Source organism: Streptomyces sp. CA-142005, assembly GCF_050942335.1.
Classification (GTDB): Bacteria; Actinomycetota; Actinomycetes; order Streptomycetales; family Streptomycetaceae; genus Streptomyces.
Genome location: NZ_CP192078.1, coordinates 7,174,565 through 7,192,738, shown reverse-complemented (window position 1 = coordinate 7,192,738; position 18,174 = coordinate 7,174,565). Strand labels below are relative to the sequence as shown.

The 18,174-nt window shown below is 71.1% G+C and carries 16 protein-coding genes; 6 read left to right on the top strand and 10 right to left on the bottom strand.

Annotated elements, in window-relative coordinates; all coding sequences use genetic code 11:
- Positions 1-84: 84 nt before the first annotated feature.
- Positions 85-2,544: a DNA gyrase/topoisomerase IV subunit A gene (locus tag ACQPXS_RS33505; protein ID WP_433453101.1), complete on the top strand. Its 2,460-nt coding sequence runs from the start codon at positions 85-87 to the stop codon at positions 2,542-2,544.
- On the opposite strand, the gene ACQPXS_RS33500 is transcribed toward ACQPXS_RS33505, so the two are convergent.
- Positions 2,541-3,614, bottom strand: coding sequence for a CobW family GTP-binding protein (locus ACQPXS_RS33500; protein WP_433453099.1), 1,074 nt, complete (start codon positions 3,612-3,614; stop codon positions 2,541-2,543). The two genes, ACQPXS_RS33505 and ACQPXS_RS33500, sit on opposite strands and share 4 nt — an antisense overlap.
- Before the next feature lie 81 nt (positions 3,615-3,695).
- Entirely contained in the window at positions 3,696-4,862 is a 1,167-nt protein-coding gene (locus tag ACQPXS_RS33495) for a citrate synthase (RefSeq protein ID WP_433453097.1), read from the bottom strand.
- A 113-nt stretch (positions 4,863-4,975) separates the two neighbouring features.
- On the opposite strand from ACQPXS_RS33495, the gene ACQPXS_RS33490 reads away from it, so the two are divergent.
- The 4 genes from ACQPXS_RS33490 to ACQPXS_RS33475 all read left to right on the top strand — a co-directional run bounded on the left by ACQPXS_RS33490 (position 4,976) and on the right by ACQPXS_RS33475 (position 9,720).
- Positions 4,976-6,265 (top strand): citrate synthase, encoded by a 1,290-nt coding sequence (locus ACQPXS_RS33490; protein ID WP_433453095.1) that lies wholly within the window; start codon positions 4,976-4,978, stop codon positions 6,263-6,265.
- Positions 6,266-6,319: 54 nt separating this feature from the next.
- Positions 6,320-7,261 carry a sucrase ferredoxin gene (locus ACQPXS_RS33485; protein WP_433453093.1) on the top strand — a complete coding sequence of 314 codons (942 nt, stop codon included), beginning with the start codon at positions 6,320-6,322 and terminating at the stop codon, positions 7,259-7,261.
- 102 nt (positions 7,262-7,363) lie between these two features.
- Entirely contained in the window at positions 7,364-9,043 is a 1,680-nt protein-coding gene (locus tag ACQPXS_RS33480) for an ATP-binding protein (RefSeq protein ID WP_433453091.1), read from the top strand.
- Complete coding sequence (locus tag ACQPXS_RS33475) at positions 9,040-9,720, top strand: response regulator (protein ID WP_433453090.1); 681 nt, start codon at positions 9,040-9,042, stop codon at positions 9,718-9,720. Before ACQPXS_RS33480 ends, ACQPXS_RS33475 begins: the two co-directional genes overlap by 4 nt.
- Before the next feature lie 21 nt (positions 9,721-9,741).
- Here the strand turns inward: ACQPXS_RS33475 and ACQPXS_RS33470 are convergent, their stop codons facing one another.
- From ACQPXS_RS33470 to ACQPXS_RS33460, 3 genes are all read right to left on the bottom strand, one after another.
- Positions 9,742-10,803 (bottom strand): ABC transporter substrate-binding protein, encoded by a 1,062-nt coding sequence (locus ACQPXS_RS33470; protein ID WP_433453088.1) that lies wholly within the window; start codon positions 10,801-10,803, stop codon positions 9,742-9,744.
- An 86-nt stretch (positions 10,804-10,889) separates the two neighbouring features.
- Entirely contained in the window at positions 10,890-11,768 is an 879-nt protein-coding gene (locus ACQPXS_RS33465) for an ABC transporter permease (protein ID WP_433453086.1), read from the bottom strand.
- Entirely contained in the window at positions 11,758-12,573 is an 816-nt protein-coding gene (locus ACQPXS_RS33460; RefSeq protein ID WP_351805927.1) for an ABC transporter ATP-binding protein, read from the bottom strand. Before ACQPXS_RS33460 ends, ACQPXS_RS33465 begins: the two co-directional genes overlap by 11 nt.
- A 158-nt stretch (positions 12,574-12,731) precedes the next feature.
- Between ACQPXS_RS33460 and ACQPXS_RS33455 the strand changes: the two genes are divergently transcribed.
- Positions 12,732-13,424, top strand: a complete 693-nt coding sequence (locus ACQPXS_RS33455; protein WP_433453084.1) for a response regulator — start codon at positions 12,732-12,734, stop codon at positions 13,422-13,424.
- Positions 13,425-13,451: 27 nt separating this feature from the next.
- On the opposite strand, the gene ACQPXS_RS33450 is transcribed toward ACQPXS_RS33455, so the two are convergent.
- The 5 genes from ACQPXS_RS33450 to ACQPXS_RS33430 form a co-directional block, all read right to left on the bottom strand.
- A complete protein-coding gene (locus ACQPXS_RS33450; RefSeq protein WP_433453082.1) occupies positions 13,452-15,044 on the bottom strand; it encodes a solute symporter family protein in 1,593 nt (530 codons plus the stop codon).
- A complete protein-coding gene (locus tag ACQPXS_RS33445; protein ID WP_433453081.1) occupies positions 15,041-15,589 on the bottom strand; it encodes a DUF485 domain-containing protein in 549 nt (182 codons plus the stop codon). Before ACQPXS_RS33445 ends, ACQPXS_RS33450 begins: the two co-directional genes overlap by 4 nt.
- A gap of 69 nt (positions 15,590-15,658) precedes the next feature.
- Positions 15,659-16,348, bottom strand: a complete 690-nt coding sequence (locus ACQPXS_RS33440; protein ID WP_390680852.1) for a response regulator transcription factor — start codon at positions 16,346-16,348, stop codon at positions 15,659-15,661.
- Complete coding sequence (locus ACQPXS_RS33435; protein ID WP_356305021.1) at positions 16,345-17,496, bottom strand: sensor histidine kinase; 1,152 nt, start codon at positions 17,494-17,496, stop codon at positions 16,345-16,347. Before ACQPXS_RS33435 ends, ACQPXS_RS33440 begins: the two co-directional genes overlap by 4 nt.
- Complete coding sequence (locus ACQPXS_RS33430; RefSeq protein WP_433453080.1) at positions 17,493-18,014, bottom strand: DUF1453 domain-containing protein; 522 nt, start codon at positions 18,012-18,014, stop codon at positions 17,493-17,495. The genes ACQPXS_RS33435 and ACQPXS_RS33430 overlap by 4 nt, the downstream gene beginning before the upstream one ends.
- Between the last annotated feature and the right edge of the window lie 160 nt (positions 18,015-18,174).

The window sequence follows — 18,174 nt, the reverse complement described above, 5'->3', positions numbered from 1 at the left end:
CCATGGCCCGGGTTGTCAGTGCCGCGGTCCACAATGGTCCGCGTCAGATCCATCAAACGCTTCAGTAGCAAGGAGCCGGCAGCGATGGCCCGCCGCAGCACGAAGACCCCGCCGCCCGACGATTCGTTCGAGGAGAGGATCCTCGACATCGACGTCGTGGACGAGATGCGTGGCTCCTACCTCGAGTACGCGTACTCGGTCATCTACTCGCGCGCCCTGCCGGACGCCCGTGACGGCCTCAAGCCGGTGCACCGCCGGATCGTGTACCAGATGAACGAGATGGGCCTGCGCCCCGACCGCGGCTATGTGAAGTGCGCGCGTGTCGTCGGCGAGGTCATGGGCAAGCTGCACCCGCACGGCGACGCGTCGATCTACGACGCCCTGGTGCGCATGGCCCAGCCGTTCTCCATGCGCGTGCCGCTGGTCGACGGCCACGGCAACTTCGGCTCGCTGGGCAACGACGACCCGCCCGCCGCCATGCGGTACACCGAGTGCCGGCAGGCCGAGGCGACGAGCCTGATGACCGAGTCGATCGACGAGGACACGGTCGACTTCGCGCCGAACTACGACGGCCAGGAGCGGGAGCCGGTGGCGCTGCCCGCCGCCTTCCCGAACCTGCTGGTCAACGGCTCCTCGGGCATCGCGGTCGGCATGGCGACGAACATGCCGCCGCACAACCTGCGCGAGGTCATCGCCGCCGCCCGCCACCTGATCAGGCACCCGAACGCGGACCTGGACGCGCTCATGAAGCACGTCCCGGGCCCGGACCTGCCCACCGGCGGCCGGATCGTCGGCCTGGACGGCATCCGGGACGCGTACGCGACGGGCCGCGGCACCTTCAAGATGCGCGCGACGGTCTCGATCGAGACGGTGACCGCCCGCCGCAAGGGCCTGGTCGTCACCGAACTGCCCTTCACGGTCGGCCCCGAGAAGGTCATCGCGAAGATCAAGGACCTGGTCAACGGCAAGAAGGTCCAGGGCATCGCCGACGTCAAGGACCTCACCGACCGTGAGCACGGCCTGCGCCTGGTCATCGAGATCAAGAACGGCTTCGTGCCGGAGGCGATCCTGGAGCAGCTGTACAAGCTGACCCCGATGGAGGAGTCCTTCGGCATCAACAACGTCGCGCTGGTGGACGGCCAGCCGCTCACGCTGGGCCTGAAGGAGCTGCTGGAGGTCTATCTCGACCACCGCTTCGACGTGGTCCGGCGCCGCAGCGAGTTCCGGCGCGGCAAGAGGCGCGACCGGCTGCACCTGGTCGAGGGTCTGCTGACCGCGCTGGTCGACATCGACGAGGTCATCCGGCTGATCCGCTCCAGCGAGAACTCCGCGCAGGCCAAGGAGCGCCTGATGCGGCGCTTCTCGCTGAGCGAGGTCCAGACGCAGTACATCCTCGACACGCCGCTGCGCCGCCTCACCAAGTACGACCGCATCGAGCTGGAGGCGGAGAAGGACAGGCTCACCGCGGAGATCGCGGAGCTGACCCGGATCCTGGAGTCCGACGCGGAGCTGCGCAAGCTGGTCTCGGCCGAACTGGCCGCCGTGTCCAAGAAGTTCGGCACCGACCGGCGTACGGTCCTGCTGGAGTCCGCGGGCGCCCCGGTGGCCACGGTGCCGCTGCAGGTCGCCGACGACCCGTGCCGGGTGCTGCTGTCCTCGACGGGCCTGCTGGCCCGTACGGCGACCGCCGAGCCGTTCCCGGAGCAGGAGGGCGCCAAGCGCGTCAAGCACGACGTGATCGTCTCCGCGGTCCCGGCGACCGCGCGCGGCGAGATCGGCGCGGTCACCTCGGCGGGCCGGCTGCTGCGGATCAACGTGGTCGACCTGCCCCAGCTGCCGGAGACGGCGGCCGCGCCGAACCTCTCCGGAGGCGCGCCGCTGGCGGAGTTCGTCTCCCTGGAGGACGACGAGACGGTGGTCTGCCTGACCACGCTGGACGAGTCGTCCCCGGGCCTGGCGCTCGGCACCGAGCAGGGGATCGTCAAGCGCGTGGTGCCCGACTACCCGTCCAACAAGGACGAGTTGGAGGTCATCACACTGAAGGAGGGTGACCGGATCGTCGGCGCGGTGGAGCTGCGCACCGGCGAGGAGGACCTGGTCTTCATCACCGACGACGCCCAGCTGCTGCGCTTCCAGGCGTCCATCGTGCGCCCGCAGGGCCGCCCGGCGGGCGGTATGGCGGGCATCAAGCTCTCCGAGGGCGCGAAGGTCATCTCCTTCACGGCGGTCGACCCGGCTGCCGACGCGGTGGTGTTCACGGTCGCGGGCTCGCGCGGCACGCTGGACGACTCGGTGCAGACGACCGCCAAGCTGACCCCGTTCGACCAGTACCCGCGCAAGGGCCGGGCCACGGGCGGCGTGCGCTGCCAGCGGTTCCTGAAGGGCGAGGACTGCCTGTCGCTGGCCTGGGCGGGCGTGGTTCCCGCGCGCGCGGCACAGAAGAACGGCACCCCGGCGGAGCTGCCGGAGCTGGACCCGCGCCGGGACGGTTCGGGCACGTCGCTGCCGAAGACGGTGGCGGTGGTCGCGGGACCGGTGCTCTAGGCGGGCGGATCCTCCAGGTCCGTCCCGTGCGGGCCGGGTACGTAGCGCAGGACGCCCCACATGCCGTGTTCGTCGGCGTGTGGGGCGTCGTTCCGGCACCCCTTGAGCTCCTGGCCGAGGGCCTCGGTGTCGATGCCGGAGCCGATCAGCACGAGCTGGGTCAGACGGTCGCCGGCGGCGCCCCAGGGCTCCGGGTAGAAGCGCAGGAACCGGCCGACGGCGTGCACGGCGTACCGGTTGAGGGTGTCGTACGGCCCGAAGTCGACGTACCCCTTGATGCGGTACAGCCCCTCGGGGCGGCTGTCCAGGAACCGCATGAGCCGGCGGGGTTCCAGGGGGACCTCGGAGATGAAGGACAGGCTGTCGTAGCCGGTGTGCAGATGACCGGCGTGTTCCTCGCCCCCGGTGTGCTCGTGGAGGTCGTCGAAGGACAGCTGCCCGATGCGCTCCTCGCTCGGCTTGCAGTCGAAGAGGAACTCGGGGTCGATACGGCCGTAGGTGGCGGGGACGACGGCGGCGCGGTCGGTGAGCGCGCGGACGAGGTCCAGCACCCGGTCGGCGTCGTCCACGCGGTCGAGCTTGTTGACGACGACGAGGTCGGCGAGGGCCAGATGCCGGTCGATCTCGGGGTGCTTCGCGCGCGTGTCGTCGAACTCGGCGGCGTCCACGACCTCCACCAGGCCGCCGTAGACAACCCTCGGGTGCTCGGCGGCCAGCACCATCCGCACGAGTTCCTGCGGCTCGGCGAGCCCGCTGGCCTCGATGACGATCACGTCGATGCCGGTGCCGGGGTCGGCGAGCCGGTCCAGGTAGAGGTCGAGCTCGCTCGCGTCGACGGCACAGCACAGGCAGCCGTTGCCGAGCGAGACGGTCGAGTCGCCGAGGGCTCCCGCGACGGCCATGGCGTCGATCTCGATGGCCCCGAAGTCGTTGACGATCGCCCCGATCCGGCTGCCTCCGCTGCGGTGCAGCAGGTGGTTGAGGAGCGTGGTCTTCCCGGAGCCGAGGAAACCGGCGAGCACGACGACCGGGATCTGCTGCGGGCTACGACTGCTGTCCGGGCTGTTCACCGGGCTGTTCCCCAACGGGCGACCTCTCTCGTGCGGACCGACTGCCGGTCCAGGATAGGAGGGGCCCCTGGGGCGGGTGCGTCAGCCGGCGGCCGGCACCGCGACCGGCGGCGTCGGCCCCACGTACCGCGCGACCGGACGGATGATCTTCGAGTCGGCCGCCTGTTCCAGGATGTTGGCGCTCCAGCCCACCACGCGCGCCTCGGCGAAGGTGGGGGTGAACATCTCGCGGGGCAGTCCGCAGAGTTCCATGACCACGCCGGCGTAGAACTCGACGTTGGTGTGGAGTTCGCGGCCGGGCTTCAGCTCGGCGAGGATCGCCTCGACCCGGCGTTCGACCTCCACCGCGAAATCCACGCGCGGACCGCCGAAGCTCTGCGCGATCTCCCGCAGCATCCGCGAACGGGGGTCCTCCGTGCGGTAGACGGCGTGTCCGAAGCCCATGATCCGGTCGCCGGCGAGCACCCGCTCGCGGATCCAGGGGTCGATCCTGTCCGGCGTGCCGATGGCGTCCAGGGTGTCCAGGGCCCGGCTGGGCGCGCCTCCGTGCAGCGGCCCGGACAGGGCACCCACGGCTCCGGTCAGGCAAGCGGCCACGTCGGCTCCGGTGGAGGCGATGACGCGGGCCGTGAAGGTTGATGCATTGAATCCATGATCAACGGTTGAGATCAAGTATTGCTCGACCGCACGCGCCCGCCGCGGCTCGGGCTCCTCACCCGTGAGCATGTACAGGTAGTTGGCCGCGTACGGCAGGTCCTCGCGCGGCTCGACGGGGTCGAGGCCCTCCCCCAGCCGGTACAGCGCGGTGAGCAGCGTGGGTACGGCCGCGCACACGGCCAGGGTGTCGGCGCGGCGCCGGTCGGCGTCTATGTCGTACACCGGTCGCAGTCCCCGTGCCGAGCCCAGCAGGGACAGGGCCGTGCGCAGCCCGGCCAGCGGGCCGGAGACGCGGCTCGCCGCGGCGATCGCGGGAAGCACAGCGCGGACCTCCTCGGGCAGCCGCCGCAGCGCCGCGGTCTCGGCGGTGAAGGCGGCGCGGCGCTCCGCGTCGGGGAGCGTGCCGTGGACCAGGAGATGCCAGACGTCCTCGAAGCCGCGGGTCCGCGCGAGTTCGACGGCCGAGTACTGGCGGTAGTGGTAGAAGCCCTCGCGCCCCCGGACGTCACCGATCTCGGTCTCGGTGACGACGACGCCGGCGAGTCCGCGCGGTGCGTCGATGAGCGGGGTCGCGGTCCTGTCGATGGTCATGGTTCTCCTCCCTGGACTTGATCCGACTGTCCATGCTTGACTATTTGCTTGTCAATATTGATTGAATCAACTCGATCCGCTCAACATGTGCAGAGGCGGCTACGGTGACCCCCATGCGCGATCACGAACCCGCTCCCGGCCGTCCCGGGCGCAGGTTGACCACCAAGGAGACCGCCGAACTGCTCGGCGTGAAGCCGGAGACGGTGTACGCGTACGTCAGCCGCGGCCTGCTCAGCAGCAGGCGCGAGCCCGGCGGCCGTGCCAGCACCTTCGAGGCGAAGGAGGTCGAGGCCCTCGCCCGGCGCCACCGCCGGGAGGCGGCCGGCACCCCGGGCTCCGGCGGGGACCTGTCCGTCCGCACCCGCATCACGCTGATCGAGCAGGACCGGTACTACTTCCGGGGCGTGGACGCCGTCGAGCTGGCGCTCCGTCACTCCTACGAGGAGGTCGCGGAGTGGCTGTGGACCGGCCGGCTCACCCCTGGCGTGACCCTCTCCGCACCCCGCCCCACCGTCGACGTCGCGCGCCGAGCGGTGGACGCGCTGTCCGAGCACGCCTCCCCCACCGACCGGCTGCGGGTGGCGGCCGTCGCCGCGGCGGCCGAGGACCCGCTGCGCTTCGACCTGTCCGAGGACGCAGTGCTGAACACCGCGCGGATCCTGATCCCCACGCTCGTCGACGCGCTGCCGCCGGTCCGGCGCGACCACAAGGACGACGGCCCGCTCGCCCGGCGGCTCTGGGGCCGGCTGACCGGCCGCCCCGCCGACGAGGCGTCCCTGCGCGTCCTGGACACCGCTCTCGCCCTCCTCGCCGACCACGATCTGGCCGCCTCCACGCTCGCGGTCCGGGTCGCCGCCTCGGCCCGCGCGCACGCCTACGCGGCCGTCTCGGCCGGGCTCGGCGTCCTGGAGGGCCCGCTGCACGGCGCCGCGAGCGGCACCGCCCACCGCATGCTGCTCGACGTGCTCGACCAGGGCACGGCGGTCCCGGTGATCGCCGACGAACTGCGCGCGGGCCGCCGGGTCCCGGGGCTCGGCCACCGGCTGTACACCGGCGAGGACCCGCGGGCGAGCGTGCTCTTCGGCCTGCTGGAACAGGTCCCGCGCGCGGAGTCCGCCCTGCTCGCCGCCCGGGACGTCGTCGCCACGACCGCCCGGCACACCCCGCTGCACGCCAACGTCGACCTGGCCCTGGCGGTGTTCACCGCGTCCAGCGGCATGCCCGCCACCGCCGGCGAGACGATCTTCGCCGTCGCCCGGACGGCGGGCTGGATCGCACACGCCATGGAGGAGTACGGCGAGCGCCCGCTGCGCATGCGCCCCGTGGGCCAGTACGTCGGCCCGCGGCCTCCGCAGCCGCTGCCGCTGCCGGAGCAGCCCGGCCCCGACACCCTCCCGGAGTAGGACACGACCACGGCCGGAAGTCGCCCCGGGGAGAGTCAGGTTAGGCTCACCTCTGTGAGTACGTGTGCGACCGTCTCCCGGAGCCTCGACGAGCCCGTCTCCGGTACGGCGGCCACGGCAACGACGTGGCTGCTGCTGGAACAGCCCGGTCCGTGGGGCGCCAAGGCGCTCACTTCGAGCCACCTGGACCCGGCGGTGGGGCGGGCGCTGGAGGCGGCCGCCGAGGGCACCGGCGTACGCCTCGCGCTCATCCGGCGCCCCGGGCGCCACGCCGACCCCGGCACACCCGCCGTCCGGCAGGTGTACGCCGCCCACACCGTGCCCGGCCGCGTGTGGCTGCACGGCGCCACGACCCGCGATCCGCGCCGCCTGCTCGACCTCGACTTCGCCGCCCTCGGAGCGGGTGACCACCACTCCTTCGGCACCGCGCTCGACGGGCGCCCGTACCGCGGCGACCCGCTCGCGCTCGTGTGCACCAACGGCAAGCGCGACCGCTGCTGCGCCCTTCTGGGCCGTCCCCTCGCCGCCGAACTGTGCGCCTCCGGGGTGCGCGGCGTCTGGGAGGTCACCCATCTGGGTGGACATCGCTTCTCGCCGACCGTGCTCGTCCTGCCGTACGGCTACGCCTACGGCCGCGCCGAGGCGCACACCATCAAGGAGGCGCTGCACGGCGCGCAGGAGGGGCGCGTGGTGGTCGAGGGGTGCCGCGGCTGCTCCGCCTGGGAACGGCCCGGTCAGGCGGCCGAGCTGGCCGTCCGGTCGGTGGCGGGCGAGTACCGGGCGGGGCTGCTGAGCGTCGTACGGACCGACGGGGCCGCGCCGCGCTGGGAGGTCACCGTCGGGCACGCCGACGGCCGCCGCTGGCGGGTGACCGTGGCGCAGGGTGCGGCGCTGCCGCCCCGTCCGGAGAGCTGCGGCGCGGCGGTGCTCGGCACGCCGGCCCGGATGGACGTCGTGTCCGTCCGCGAGCTGAGGCCGACGGCGCTGGCGAGCTGAGCGACCGCCTTCCTTCGGTGACCGCCTCTTTCAAGAACGGGTCAAGAGATCCCCACCACACCCCCTGGGGCGCGTCGGGCCACCGCACGTACCGTCGTGGGTATGAGTCCCACTCCCCCCGCACGCCGTCTGCGCCTCGGTCTGCCGCGGCGGGTGTTCTCACAGGTGCTGCTGATGCAGGTGGTGATCGCCGCGGGGGTCGCGGTGCTCGCGACCGGGCTGTTCCTGGCGCCGCTGAGCAAGCAGCTGGACCAGGAGGCGATGCGCCGCGCGCTCGCCATCGCCGAGACCACGGCCCAGGATCCGCAGATCGCCGAGGGTGTCCTGACCACCCCGCCGAGCACGAGCGGCCCGGTGCAACGGGAGGCGGAGCGGATCCGGCACGCCACGCACGCCGAGTACATCGTGGTGATGGACCACCGCGGCATGCGCTGGTCGCATCCGACCCCCGAGGAGATCGGTCACCACGTCTCCACGAGCCCTAGGGACGCCCTGGCCGGTCACGAGGTCATGGAGATCGACAAGGGCACCCTGGGCCGCTCCGCCCGCGGCAAGGTACCGCTGTACGACCCGCACCACCGCATCATCGGGGCGGTCTCGGTCGGTATCGCCTACGACAGCGTGCGGGCGCGGCTGATCAGCGCGATCCCGGGCCTGTTCGCGTACGCCGGCGGCGCTCTCGCGGTGGGCGCGCTGGCCGCCTGGCTGATCTCCCGGCGAGTCCAGCGGCAGACCCGGGACCTGGCCTTCTCCGACATCTCGGCGCTGCTCGCGGAGCGCGAGGCGATGCTGCACGGCATCCGCGAGGGCGTGGTCGCCCTCGACCGTGGCGGCCGTATCCGCCTGCTCAACGACGAGGCGCGGCGGCTGCTCGGCATCGGCGACGAGGCCGTCGGGCAGACCCCCGACGAGGCGCTCGGCACGGGCCGTACGACGGACGTCCTGGCCGGCCGGGCGACCGGCACCGACCTGCTCACCGTGCGCGGCCAGCGCGTGCTGGTCGCCAACCGCATGCCCACCGATGACGGCGGCGCCGTCGCGACCCTGCGCGACCGCACCGAACTGGAGCAGCTGGGGCGCGAACTGGACTCCACGCGCGGGCTGATCGACGCCCTGCGCGCCCAGGACCACGAGCACGCCAACCGCATGCACACCCTGCTCGGGCTGCTGGAACTGGAGATGTACGACGACGCCGTGGAGTTCGTCGGCGAGGTGGTCGGCGACCACCGGGCCACCGCCGAGCAGGTCACCGAGAAGATCCAGGATCCCCTGCTCGCCGCGCTGCTGGTCGGCAAGGCGACCGTCGCCGCCGAGCGCGGAGTCGCGCTGTGGGTGTCCGAGCACACCAGGCTGCCCGACCGGCTCATCGATCCGCGGGGTCTGGTCACGGTCGTGGGCAACCTGGTGGACAACGCCCTCGACGCGGTCGCCGGCACGCTCCACGCGCGCGTGGAGGTCGAGTTGCGCACCGAGGGCCGTACGGTCGTCCTCAGGGTGCGGGACACGGGCCCCGGGATCCCGGCGGACCAGCGGGAGCTGATCTTCACGGAGGGGTGGTCCACCAAGAAGCCGCCCGCGCACGGCAAACGGGGCCTCGGGCTCTCGCTGGTGAGCCGGCTCGCCCAACGGCAGGGCGGAAGCGCGACGGTGGACGAGGCGGCGGGCGGCGGCGCGGAGTTCACCGTGGTTCTGCCGGAGGCGCTGACCGAGCCGGAGCTTCGCCCCGCGGTGCCGGAGAAGTCCCTCGCGCCCGCTGCCGTCACCGAGGAGGAGACCCGATGATCGAGGTCCTGGTCGTGGACGACGACTCGCGCGTCGCCCGGGTCAACGCCGCGTACGTGGCGAAGGTGCCGGGGTTCCGTGTGGCCGGCGAGGCGCACAGCGCCGCCGAGGCGCTGCGGCAGGTGGAGACACTGCCCCGGCTGGACCTGGTCCTCATGGACCACTACCTGCCCGACGACACCGGTCTCGCGGTCGTCCGGGAGATGCGCCGGCGCGGCCACCAGGCCGACGTGATCATGGTGACGGCGGCGCGGGACGTGTCGACCGTGCAGGCCGCGATGCGCCAGGGTGCGCTGCAGTACCTGGTGAAACCGTTCGCCTTCGCCGGTCTGCGCGCCAAGCTGGAGGCGTACGCACAGCTGCGGCGCACGCTGGACGGCGGCGGCGAGGCCGAACAGGCGCAGGTGGACCGCATCTTCGGCGCCCTGTCCGCGCCCTCGGAGCCGGGGCTGCCCAAGGGGCACTCCCCGACGACCGCCGAGCTGGTGCGCCAGTCGCTGATGAACGCCGAGGGTCCGGTGTCCGCGCAGGAGATCGCCGAGCGGACGGGGGTGAGCCGGCAGACGGCCCAGCGGTATCTGAAGCTCCTGGAGCGCACCGGGCGGGCGCGGCTGACCCTCAAGTACGGCGACGCGGGCCGCCCCGAACACCGTTACGTGTGGGCGACCCGCGTCTGAGCGGGCTTCAGCGAGCGGACGTCACTTGGCGGCCTTCTCGACGAATTCGGTCGTGAACGTCTTGCTCAGGTCCACCTTGGTGTTCTTGATGCTGGGGTTGAACGCTTTGAGGACCTTCTCGACGGTCCCCGGGCCGTCGGCGGGCATCACGCCGTCCTTGGTGAACATCGGCAGCGAGCTCTTGATCGCCTCGGCGTAGAGCGCCTTGTCGCCCTGGGAGTAGTCGGCGGGCATCTTGGCCGCGATCTCGTCCGCGCTGTGGGTGGACATCCACGTGAGCGTCTTGACGAATGCATTGGCCAACTTCTGGACGGTGTCCTTGTGGCTGTTGACCCAGTCCGTCTGCATGTACAGGCTCGACGACGGGTACGGGCCGCCGAACGCCTCCTGGGAACCCTCCGGCGTCCGCATGTCGAGGAGGATTTTGCCGAGCTTCTTGTCGAGGACGTTGGCGACGGTCGGGTCCGTCGTCATGCCGGCGTCGATGGAGCCCTGCTGGAGAGCGGCGATGAAGGTCGGTCCAGCGCCGACGGCGACCGGGCTGAACTCATTGATCTTCACACCGTTCTTGACCGCGAGGTACTTGGTGAGGAAGTCGGTCGAGGAACCGAGGCTGGTGATGCCGAGCTTCTTCCCCTTGAAGTCCTTGGGCGAAGTGATGTTGCCGGCCGCCTTGTTGGAGACGATCTCCACCTCGCCGGGCGCCTGAGAGAACTGCACGACGGACTCGACGGCCTTGCCCTTCGTCTGCAGGTCGAGGGTGTGGTCGTAGAAGCCGACCGCCCCCTGCACCTGGCCGGAGACGAGCGCGGTCTCGGCCTGGACGCCGGCGGGCTCGCTCAGCAGCTCCACGTCGAGGCCCTCGGCATCGAAGTAGCCGAGCCGCTGGGTGAGCATCGCGGGCAGGTAGATGACCTTGTCCAGGCCACCGACCATGATCTTGACCTTCGTGCCCTTGCCGTCACCCTTGCTGCCGGAACCTGCCGAGGCGGTGCTCGCCGCGTCATTGGCACAGGCGGTGAGGGAGGAGAGGGCGAGCAGACCGGCGGCGGCCAGGGTGGTGTATCTGGCGGACTTGCGCATGGCGGTTCACGTCCTTGTGAGAGGGCGGTGCGGGGAAAGGGGGGTGGCTCGGAAAGGCGTTCGATAGCGGGGTGGCTCGGGAGTGTTCAGCTGTCGGAGCCCGCCGGCTTCCACCGGAAGATGCGGCGCTCGGCGAAGGTGAGCAGCCCCTCGGCGACGAGGGCGACGGCGGCGAGGATGACCATCGCGGCGTAGACGCCGGCCGCGTTGAAGGTGCCCTGCGACTGCGCGACGAGCAGGCCGATGCCCTTCGTCGCGCCGATGTACTCGCCGACGATGGCGCCGATGAGGGCGAAGCCGAAGCTGACGTGGAGGCTGGTGAAGATCCACGAGGTGGCCGACGGGATGACGACCTGGAGCGTCACCCTGCGGTCGCTCGCGCCGAGGATCCGGGCGTTGGAGACCAGGTTGCGGTCGACTTCACGGGCGCCCTGGAAGGCGTTGAAGAACACCGGGAAGAACACCAGCACGACGGCCGACGCGACCTTGGAGGCGGGACCGAGTCCGAACCAGATCACGAAGATCGGGGCAAGGACGATCCTGGGTATCGAGTTGAGCACCTTGATGTATGGACCAAGGACATCGGCGAGGAAGGTGATCCGCCCGAGGGCGATGCCGAACACGACACCTGCGACCACACCGAGCACCCAGCCGAGCAGCGCCTCCTGAACCGTGGCCCAGATCTGCTCGCCGAGGGAGCCCTGGGCGGTCCCGTGCATCACCCAGGTCGAGATCTGCTCCCAGATCTTCGAGGGCATCGAGAAGTTGAACTGATCGATGATCTTGTCCCGGGAGAGCATCTCCCACAGGCCGAGGACGGCGACCAGGAGCAGCACGCGGGCGCCCAGGACGACGACCTTGCGTCTGCGGGCAGCACGCGCGCGTGACTGCGTGCGTTCCGTCTTGTTGCCGGGCTTGGTCATGGTCCGCGCAACCCGGGCCTCGGGCATGACGTCAGGCGACATGGGCGGCACCCCTCTCGCGGGTGATGCGGACCTCTTCGCCGAGGGACTCCCAGATCTCGCGGTAGATCTCGATGAACCGCGGCTCCAGTCGCACCGACTCCACCTTGCGCGGCCGGGGCAGGTCGATCTCGAAGACCTGCTTCACGGTCGCGGGTCCGGCGGTCATCACGACGACCTTGTCCGCGAGCGCGATGGACTCCTCCAGGTCGTGGGTGACGAAGACGACGGAGGCGCCCGTGCCCTCCCACAGTTCCAGCAGTTCGTCCGACATCAGTGCCCGGGTCTGCACGTCCAGCGCCGAGAACGGTTCGTCCATCAGCAGGATCTCGGGGTCGTTGACGAACGTGGCGGCAAGCGCCACGCGCTTGCGCTGACCGCCGGAGAGCTGGTGCGGGTAACGGTCCTCGAAGGCGGCGAGGCCGACACGGGCCAGCCACTCCCGGGCCTTCTCCTTGGCCTCGGCCTTCGGCACGCCCCGGAAGCGGGGGCCGGCCATGACGTTCGACAGGACCGTGCGCCAGGGGAAGGTGGCGTCCTGCTGGAAGACGAAGCCGACCTTGTCGCCGACGCCCTCGACCGGCTCGCCGGCCACCAGCACCTCGCCCTCGGTGGGCTCCTCCAGACCGCTGACCAGCGTCAGCGTGGTGGACTTGCCGCAGCCGGTCGGGCCGACCACGGCCACGAACTCACCGCGCTCGACGGTGAGGTCCAGACCGCGCACGGCTGTGTGCAGTCCCCCTGACGGGGTTCTGAAGATCTTGCTAGCGCCCCGCAGCTCGATGGCGGGGCTGGTGTGTGCGCTCATGGCCCGGGACGGTAGGTGTGGCCCCGGCCACAGCAGGAGTCTTGTGAGCGCAAGCCGTTCTTTTGCTCGCAAGAGCCTGTTGTGCTCTTTTTGCTCGCGCTACAACTGCGGAGCCGAAACACGGGCTTAACGCCCGGCGGCCTTGAAGGAGAGGCCTGATGATTGACGTCCTGGTCGTGGACGACGACTTCCGCGTCGCCGAGATAAACGCCAAGTACGTGGGGAAGGTTCCCGGCTTCCGGGTGAGCGCCCGCGCGCACAGCGCTGCCCAGGCCCTGGCCGCCGTCGAACGAGGCACCATCGACCTGGTCCTGCTCGACCACTATCTGCCGGACCAGACGGGTCTCGACCTCGTGCACCGCATGCGGGAGCAGGGCCACGGCACCGACGTCATCATGATCACCGCGGCCAGCGATGTGACGACCGTCCAGCAGGCGATGCGCCTGGGCGCCCTGCACTACCTGGTCAAACCCTTCACCTTCGCCGCCCTGCGCACCCGCCTGGACTCCTATGCCGCGCTGCGGCGCACGGTGGACCGGGTCGGCGGCCGCGGCCTGACGGGGCAGGAGCAGGTGGACCGGATCTTCGGTGCGCTGCGGACGTCTCCCGCACCGTCCGCGCCCGGCCTCCCGAGCGGCCACTCGGAGCCCACGACCGATCTGATCTGTGGCGTCCTGCACCACGCCGCCCAGCCGCTGTCCGCCCACGAGGTGGCCGCCAGGACCGGCCTGAGCCGTTCCACGGCCCAGCGCTATCTCCGCCACCTGGAACAGGCCGGCCGGCTCCGGCTCTCCCTGAAGTACGGCGACACCGGCCGGCCGGAACACCGGTACGCCTGGGTGGCGCCGTAGCGGCCCGTACGAGCCGCTGGTGACCGGCTACACGGCACCGGCGCCGGTCAGCGACCGAACCTCCGTCTCCGCGTACCTGGCCTCGTCCGCGACCTCCTCGGAGGTGATGGTGCCGAGCCAGCCGGCGAGGAAGCCGAGCGGGATGGAGACGATGCCCGGGTTCTGCAGCGGGAAGTACTGGAAGTCGACGTCCGGGAACAGCGAGGTGGGGCTGCCGGACACCACCGGGGAGAGCAGCACCAGTCCGAGCGCCGGGACCAGCCCGCCGTATACGGCCCACATCGCGCCCCGGGTGGTGAAGCCGCGCCAGAACAGCGAGTACAGCAGCACCGGGAGGTTCGCCGAGGCGGCGACGGCGAAGGCGAGGCCGACGAGGAAGGCGACATTGAGGTCACGGGCCAGCAGCCCGAGCGCGATCGCCACGACACCGATGCCGACCGCCGCCCAGCGCGCCACCGCCACCTCGCTGCGCGCCTTGCCGCGCGAGCGCCGCAGCGACGCGTACAGGTCGTGCGCCACCGACGCCGAGGAGGCGAGGGTGATACCGGCGACCACGGCGAGGATCGTGGCGAAGGCGACGGCCGCGACGACCGCGAACAGCACCGTGCCCCCGGTGGAGCCCGCGCCACCGCCCAGATCGAGAGCGAGCAGCGGTACCGCCGTGTTCCCGGCCGCGTTCGAACCGCGCACCGCGTCCGTGCCCACCACCGCGGCCGCCCCGAAGCCGAGGACGATCGTCATCAGGTAGAAGCCGCCGATCAGCCCGATGGACCACACGGCGGAACGGCGGGCGGCCCGCGCGGTGGGCACGGTGTAGAAGCGGGACAGGATGTGCGGCAGTCCCCCGGTGCCCAGTACGAGGGCGAGTCCCAGGCTGATGAAGTCGAGGCGGGCGGTCCAGGTCCCGCCGTACTTCAGGCCCGGCGCCAGGAACGCCCTTCCGTGACCGCTGCGGTCCGCGGCCGTGAGCAGCAGGCGGTCGACGTCGCCGTGGAAGCGGAGCAGGACGAGGACGGTCAGCGCGATCGTGCCGCTCAGCAGCAGGACCGCCTTCACGATCTGGATCCAGGTGGTGGCCCGCATCCCTCCCAACGACACATAGATCACCATGAGCGCGCCGACCCCGATGACCGCCCAGTCCTGGGCGGCCCCGCTCGTCCGCCCCAGCAGCAGCGCCACCAGACTGCCCGCGCCGACCATTTGCGCCACCAGATACAGAACGGACACCGTGACCGAGGACGTTCCCGCGGCGATCCGCACCGGCCGTTCGCTCATCCGCGCGGCCACCACGTCGGCCAGGGTGAACCGCCCGCAGTTGCGCACCAGTTCGGCCACCAGGAACAGCACGACCAGCCAGGCCACCAGGAATCCCACGACGTACAGCATCCCGTCGTACCCATACAGCGCGATGAGCCCGGTGACGCCGAGGAAGGAGGCGGCCGACATGTAGTCACCCGCGATGGCAAAACCATTTTCCATGGGAGAGAACAGCCGCCCTCCGGCGTAGAACTCCTCCACCGAACCACGCCGGCGACGGCTCACCCACGTCGTGATCCCGAGGGTGACGGCCACGAAACCACTGAACAACAGCAGCGCCAGCGTCTGATGATCACCGGTCATGAGGCACCTCCCCGCGCTTCGCGGGTCAGTTCCTGGGTGTCCCAGCGCAGTTCCAGCGCCGCCCGGTCCCGGCGCAGCCGCGCGTGCCGGGCGTAGGCCCAGGTCAGCAGGAACGTGGTGAGGAACTGTCCGAGCCCGGCCAGCATGGCCACGTTCACCGCTCCCGCCACGGGCCGGGCCATGAGCCCCGGTGCGGTCGTGGCGGTGACCACATAGCCCACGTACCAGGCGAGGAAGGCGGCGACTCCCGGCACGACGAACCGCCGGTACCTGGTGCGCACCTCCTGAAAGGCCGCGCTGCGCTGCACCTCGACGTACACATCGCGTGCCCGGACCGCCGCTCCGCTCCGCTCCCGGGGAGCGGGTGGCACCGCCGGCGCCGAAACGCCGGTGCCTTCCAGCTCGCCCCAGCCGGAGGCCAGTGCGTCGTACCAAGGGTCTTCGTACGTCACGTCGCGGGCGGGGGCGCCGTGGTCTTGCCGGTTCTCGGACGAACTCTCGGGACCGTCCCCCATGCCTCGGGCACGGCCATTGCTTGACTGCATGCCCAAGGATGGACAGATCGGGAAGATCCCTGACTCTTCTTCCTCCGGCTCTTCACCCCATCAGGTGAGTCACTGCGTGGGCGGCCGTACCAGCCCCTTGCTGTAGGCGTAACGCACCGCCTGCGCCCGGTCCTTGAGGCCCGTTTTGGAGAAGAGGTTGTTGATGTGTGTCTTCACGGTCGCGGTCGACACGTGCAGCTTGCGGGCGATCTCCTGATTGCTGAGCCCTTCGGCGATCAGCAGCAGCACCTCGGTCTCCCGCGCGGTCAGTCCGTCGGGCGGCGCCTCGACGGTCGCCGGCGGGCCGGGCTCGGGCTGTGACAGCCGCTCCAGCAACCGGCGCTGGACACTGGGCGCCAGACCTGCTTCCCCCGACAGCACGCTCTCCACGGCACGCACGATCTCGTCACCGCCCGCGTCCTTGGTCAGATACCCCCGGGCGCCGGCGCGCAGCGCGGGGAACAGCGACTCGTCGTCCGCGTACGTGGTGAGCACCACGACCTGGGTCCCGGGGTACTGGGCGCGGATCCGCCGGGTGGCCTCCACACCGTCACAGCGGGGCATCCTGAGATCCATCAGGACCACGTCCGGGGCCAGTTCCCCGACCAGCCGCACCGCCTCCTCACCGTCTCCCGCGGCACCCACGACCTCCACCCCGGGCAGCAGCCCGAGCAGCATCACGATGCCCTCCCGGACGACGGTCTGGTCGTCGGCGACCACCACACGTGCGGGCTTCTTCTCCCCCTCCGTCTCCGTCATACGGGTACCTTCAGCGTCACCACGAACCCCTCCTCCTCGGGCCGCGCGTCCAGTGAGCCGCCCAGCAGTTCGGCCCGCTCGCGCATACCCAGCAGACCGTACCCGGCTCCGGATCCCGTGAGTTCGCCCGGCCGCCCGCCCGTGTCCCGAACGTCCAGCGTCACTTCGTGCTCGCTGTAGTCGAGCCGCAGGTGCACCTTGGCGCCGTGAGCGTGCTTGCGCACGTTCGTCAGCGCCTCCTGGGCGACCCTGCGCACGGCCTGGGAGGCCTCGGCCGGCAGGGGTCTGCGCTCACCCGTCACGGTGACCTCGGCGCCGTCGGCCCCGCTGACGAGTTCGCTCAGGAAGTCCTCCAGCGGAGTCAGCTCGCCCCGCAGCGCGGACAGGGCCTGCCGGGTCTCGGCGAGTCCGTCGCGGGCCATGCCCCGGGCGGCCACCACCCGCTCCAGGATGCGGTCACGGTCCGCGCCTTTCTCGATCAGCAGCCGAGCCGCCTCCAGGTGCACCAGCTGCGCCGAGAGGCTGTGGGCCAGCACGTCGTGGATCTCCCGTGCGATGCGGGCACGCTCGGCCAGCGCCGCGGACTCGGCCTCGGCGGCCCGGGCGGCGCGCTCCTGGGCGAGCAGTTGCTGCGCGTGGCCGCGCGCCTCGGCGTCCAGCCGCAGGACGTAGCCGGCGAGGGCCATGCCCGCGACCGAGGCGGCCGTGGTCAGCCAGACGTCGTTGTTGAATGCGGCGTACGCGGCCAGGCCCACCGTGGTCACCGGAGCCGCGGCCGCGAGAGGCAGCCGTTCCAGGGCGGCGATCCCGCAGCCGCACCAGATCACGAGGGCCGGTCCTCTGAACCCCGTGGTCTCGGCGGCGACCGCCACGCCCACGAGTGCGCCCATCAGCGTCAGGGAGGGCACCAGCCGGTGCTGGTAGGTGGTCCTGAAGAAGGCCCAGGCAAGGAGAGCAGCGACGAGGACCCCGGCCATCGCAGCGAGTCCGCCCCAGAGGCCGACGTGTCTCTGGTTGTACGCGCCCCACAGGAGCATGCCGATCACCAGGCACCTGATGGACCAGGCGATCAAACGCCGGGGCCGGGAGATTCCCTGGCGGCCGAGCGCCTCCCGTGACGGCCAGCGCGTCCAGGCGTTCTCCTTCACGCGCGCTCCCTCCTGACCGACCGCATGCCGTCACCGTACGCCGGGGCGGGGTCGTTCGCGGTGCCGAGGGACTGCGCCCGCCAGACCAGAATTCCGCCGCGGACCAGCAGAGTGGCTGCGAGAGCGCACATCAGGGCGGAGCTGTCCTGGCGCAGGCCGAGCACGGCGCCGACGGCGTAGACACCGATGCGCAGCGCTATGCCCACGATCCATACCGCAACGCTCGCCTTGGTGCTCTTGGTCCACACGGCGCCGTCCGGTTCCGTCCAGATGCGGGTCGTCCATGCCCAGCCGGCGCCCGTGGCCACACCGATGAACAGCTCCACCGCGAGCAGCACGGCGGATTCCGCACGGTGGTGGACGTCGAGGATGCCGGGCTCGCGCAACGCCACGACGGCGAGGACCACGGGGATCAGCCACCAGCGCCGGTCGGTGTTGATCGCGCGGGCGCGGAACTGCCGCACGATCACCATGGCGGCGACGGCCACGATCACCAGCGCGTTGACGAGCCCGGACATCAAAGCCTCCGTGAGCGAGAAGGTGCCGTCGGGAGCGGGTGCTGCCGACACCTACGAAGCTACGGAAAAGCGCAGGTCGGAGGATCGGAGCCGGGGTGGATCACGGGTGGAATCCCGGAGCGGGTCTTCTCCACCCACGGGTGTAGATCCCGCGGGTGGA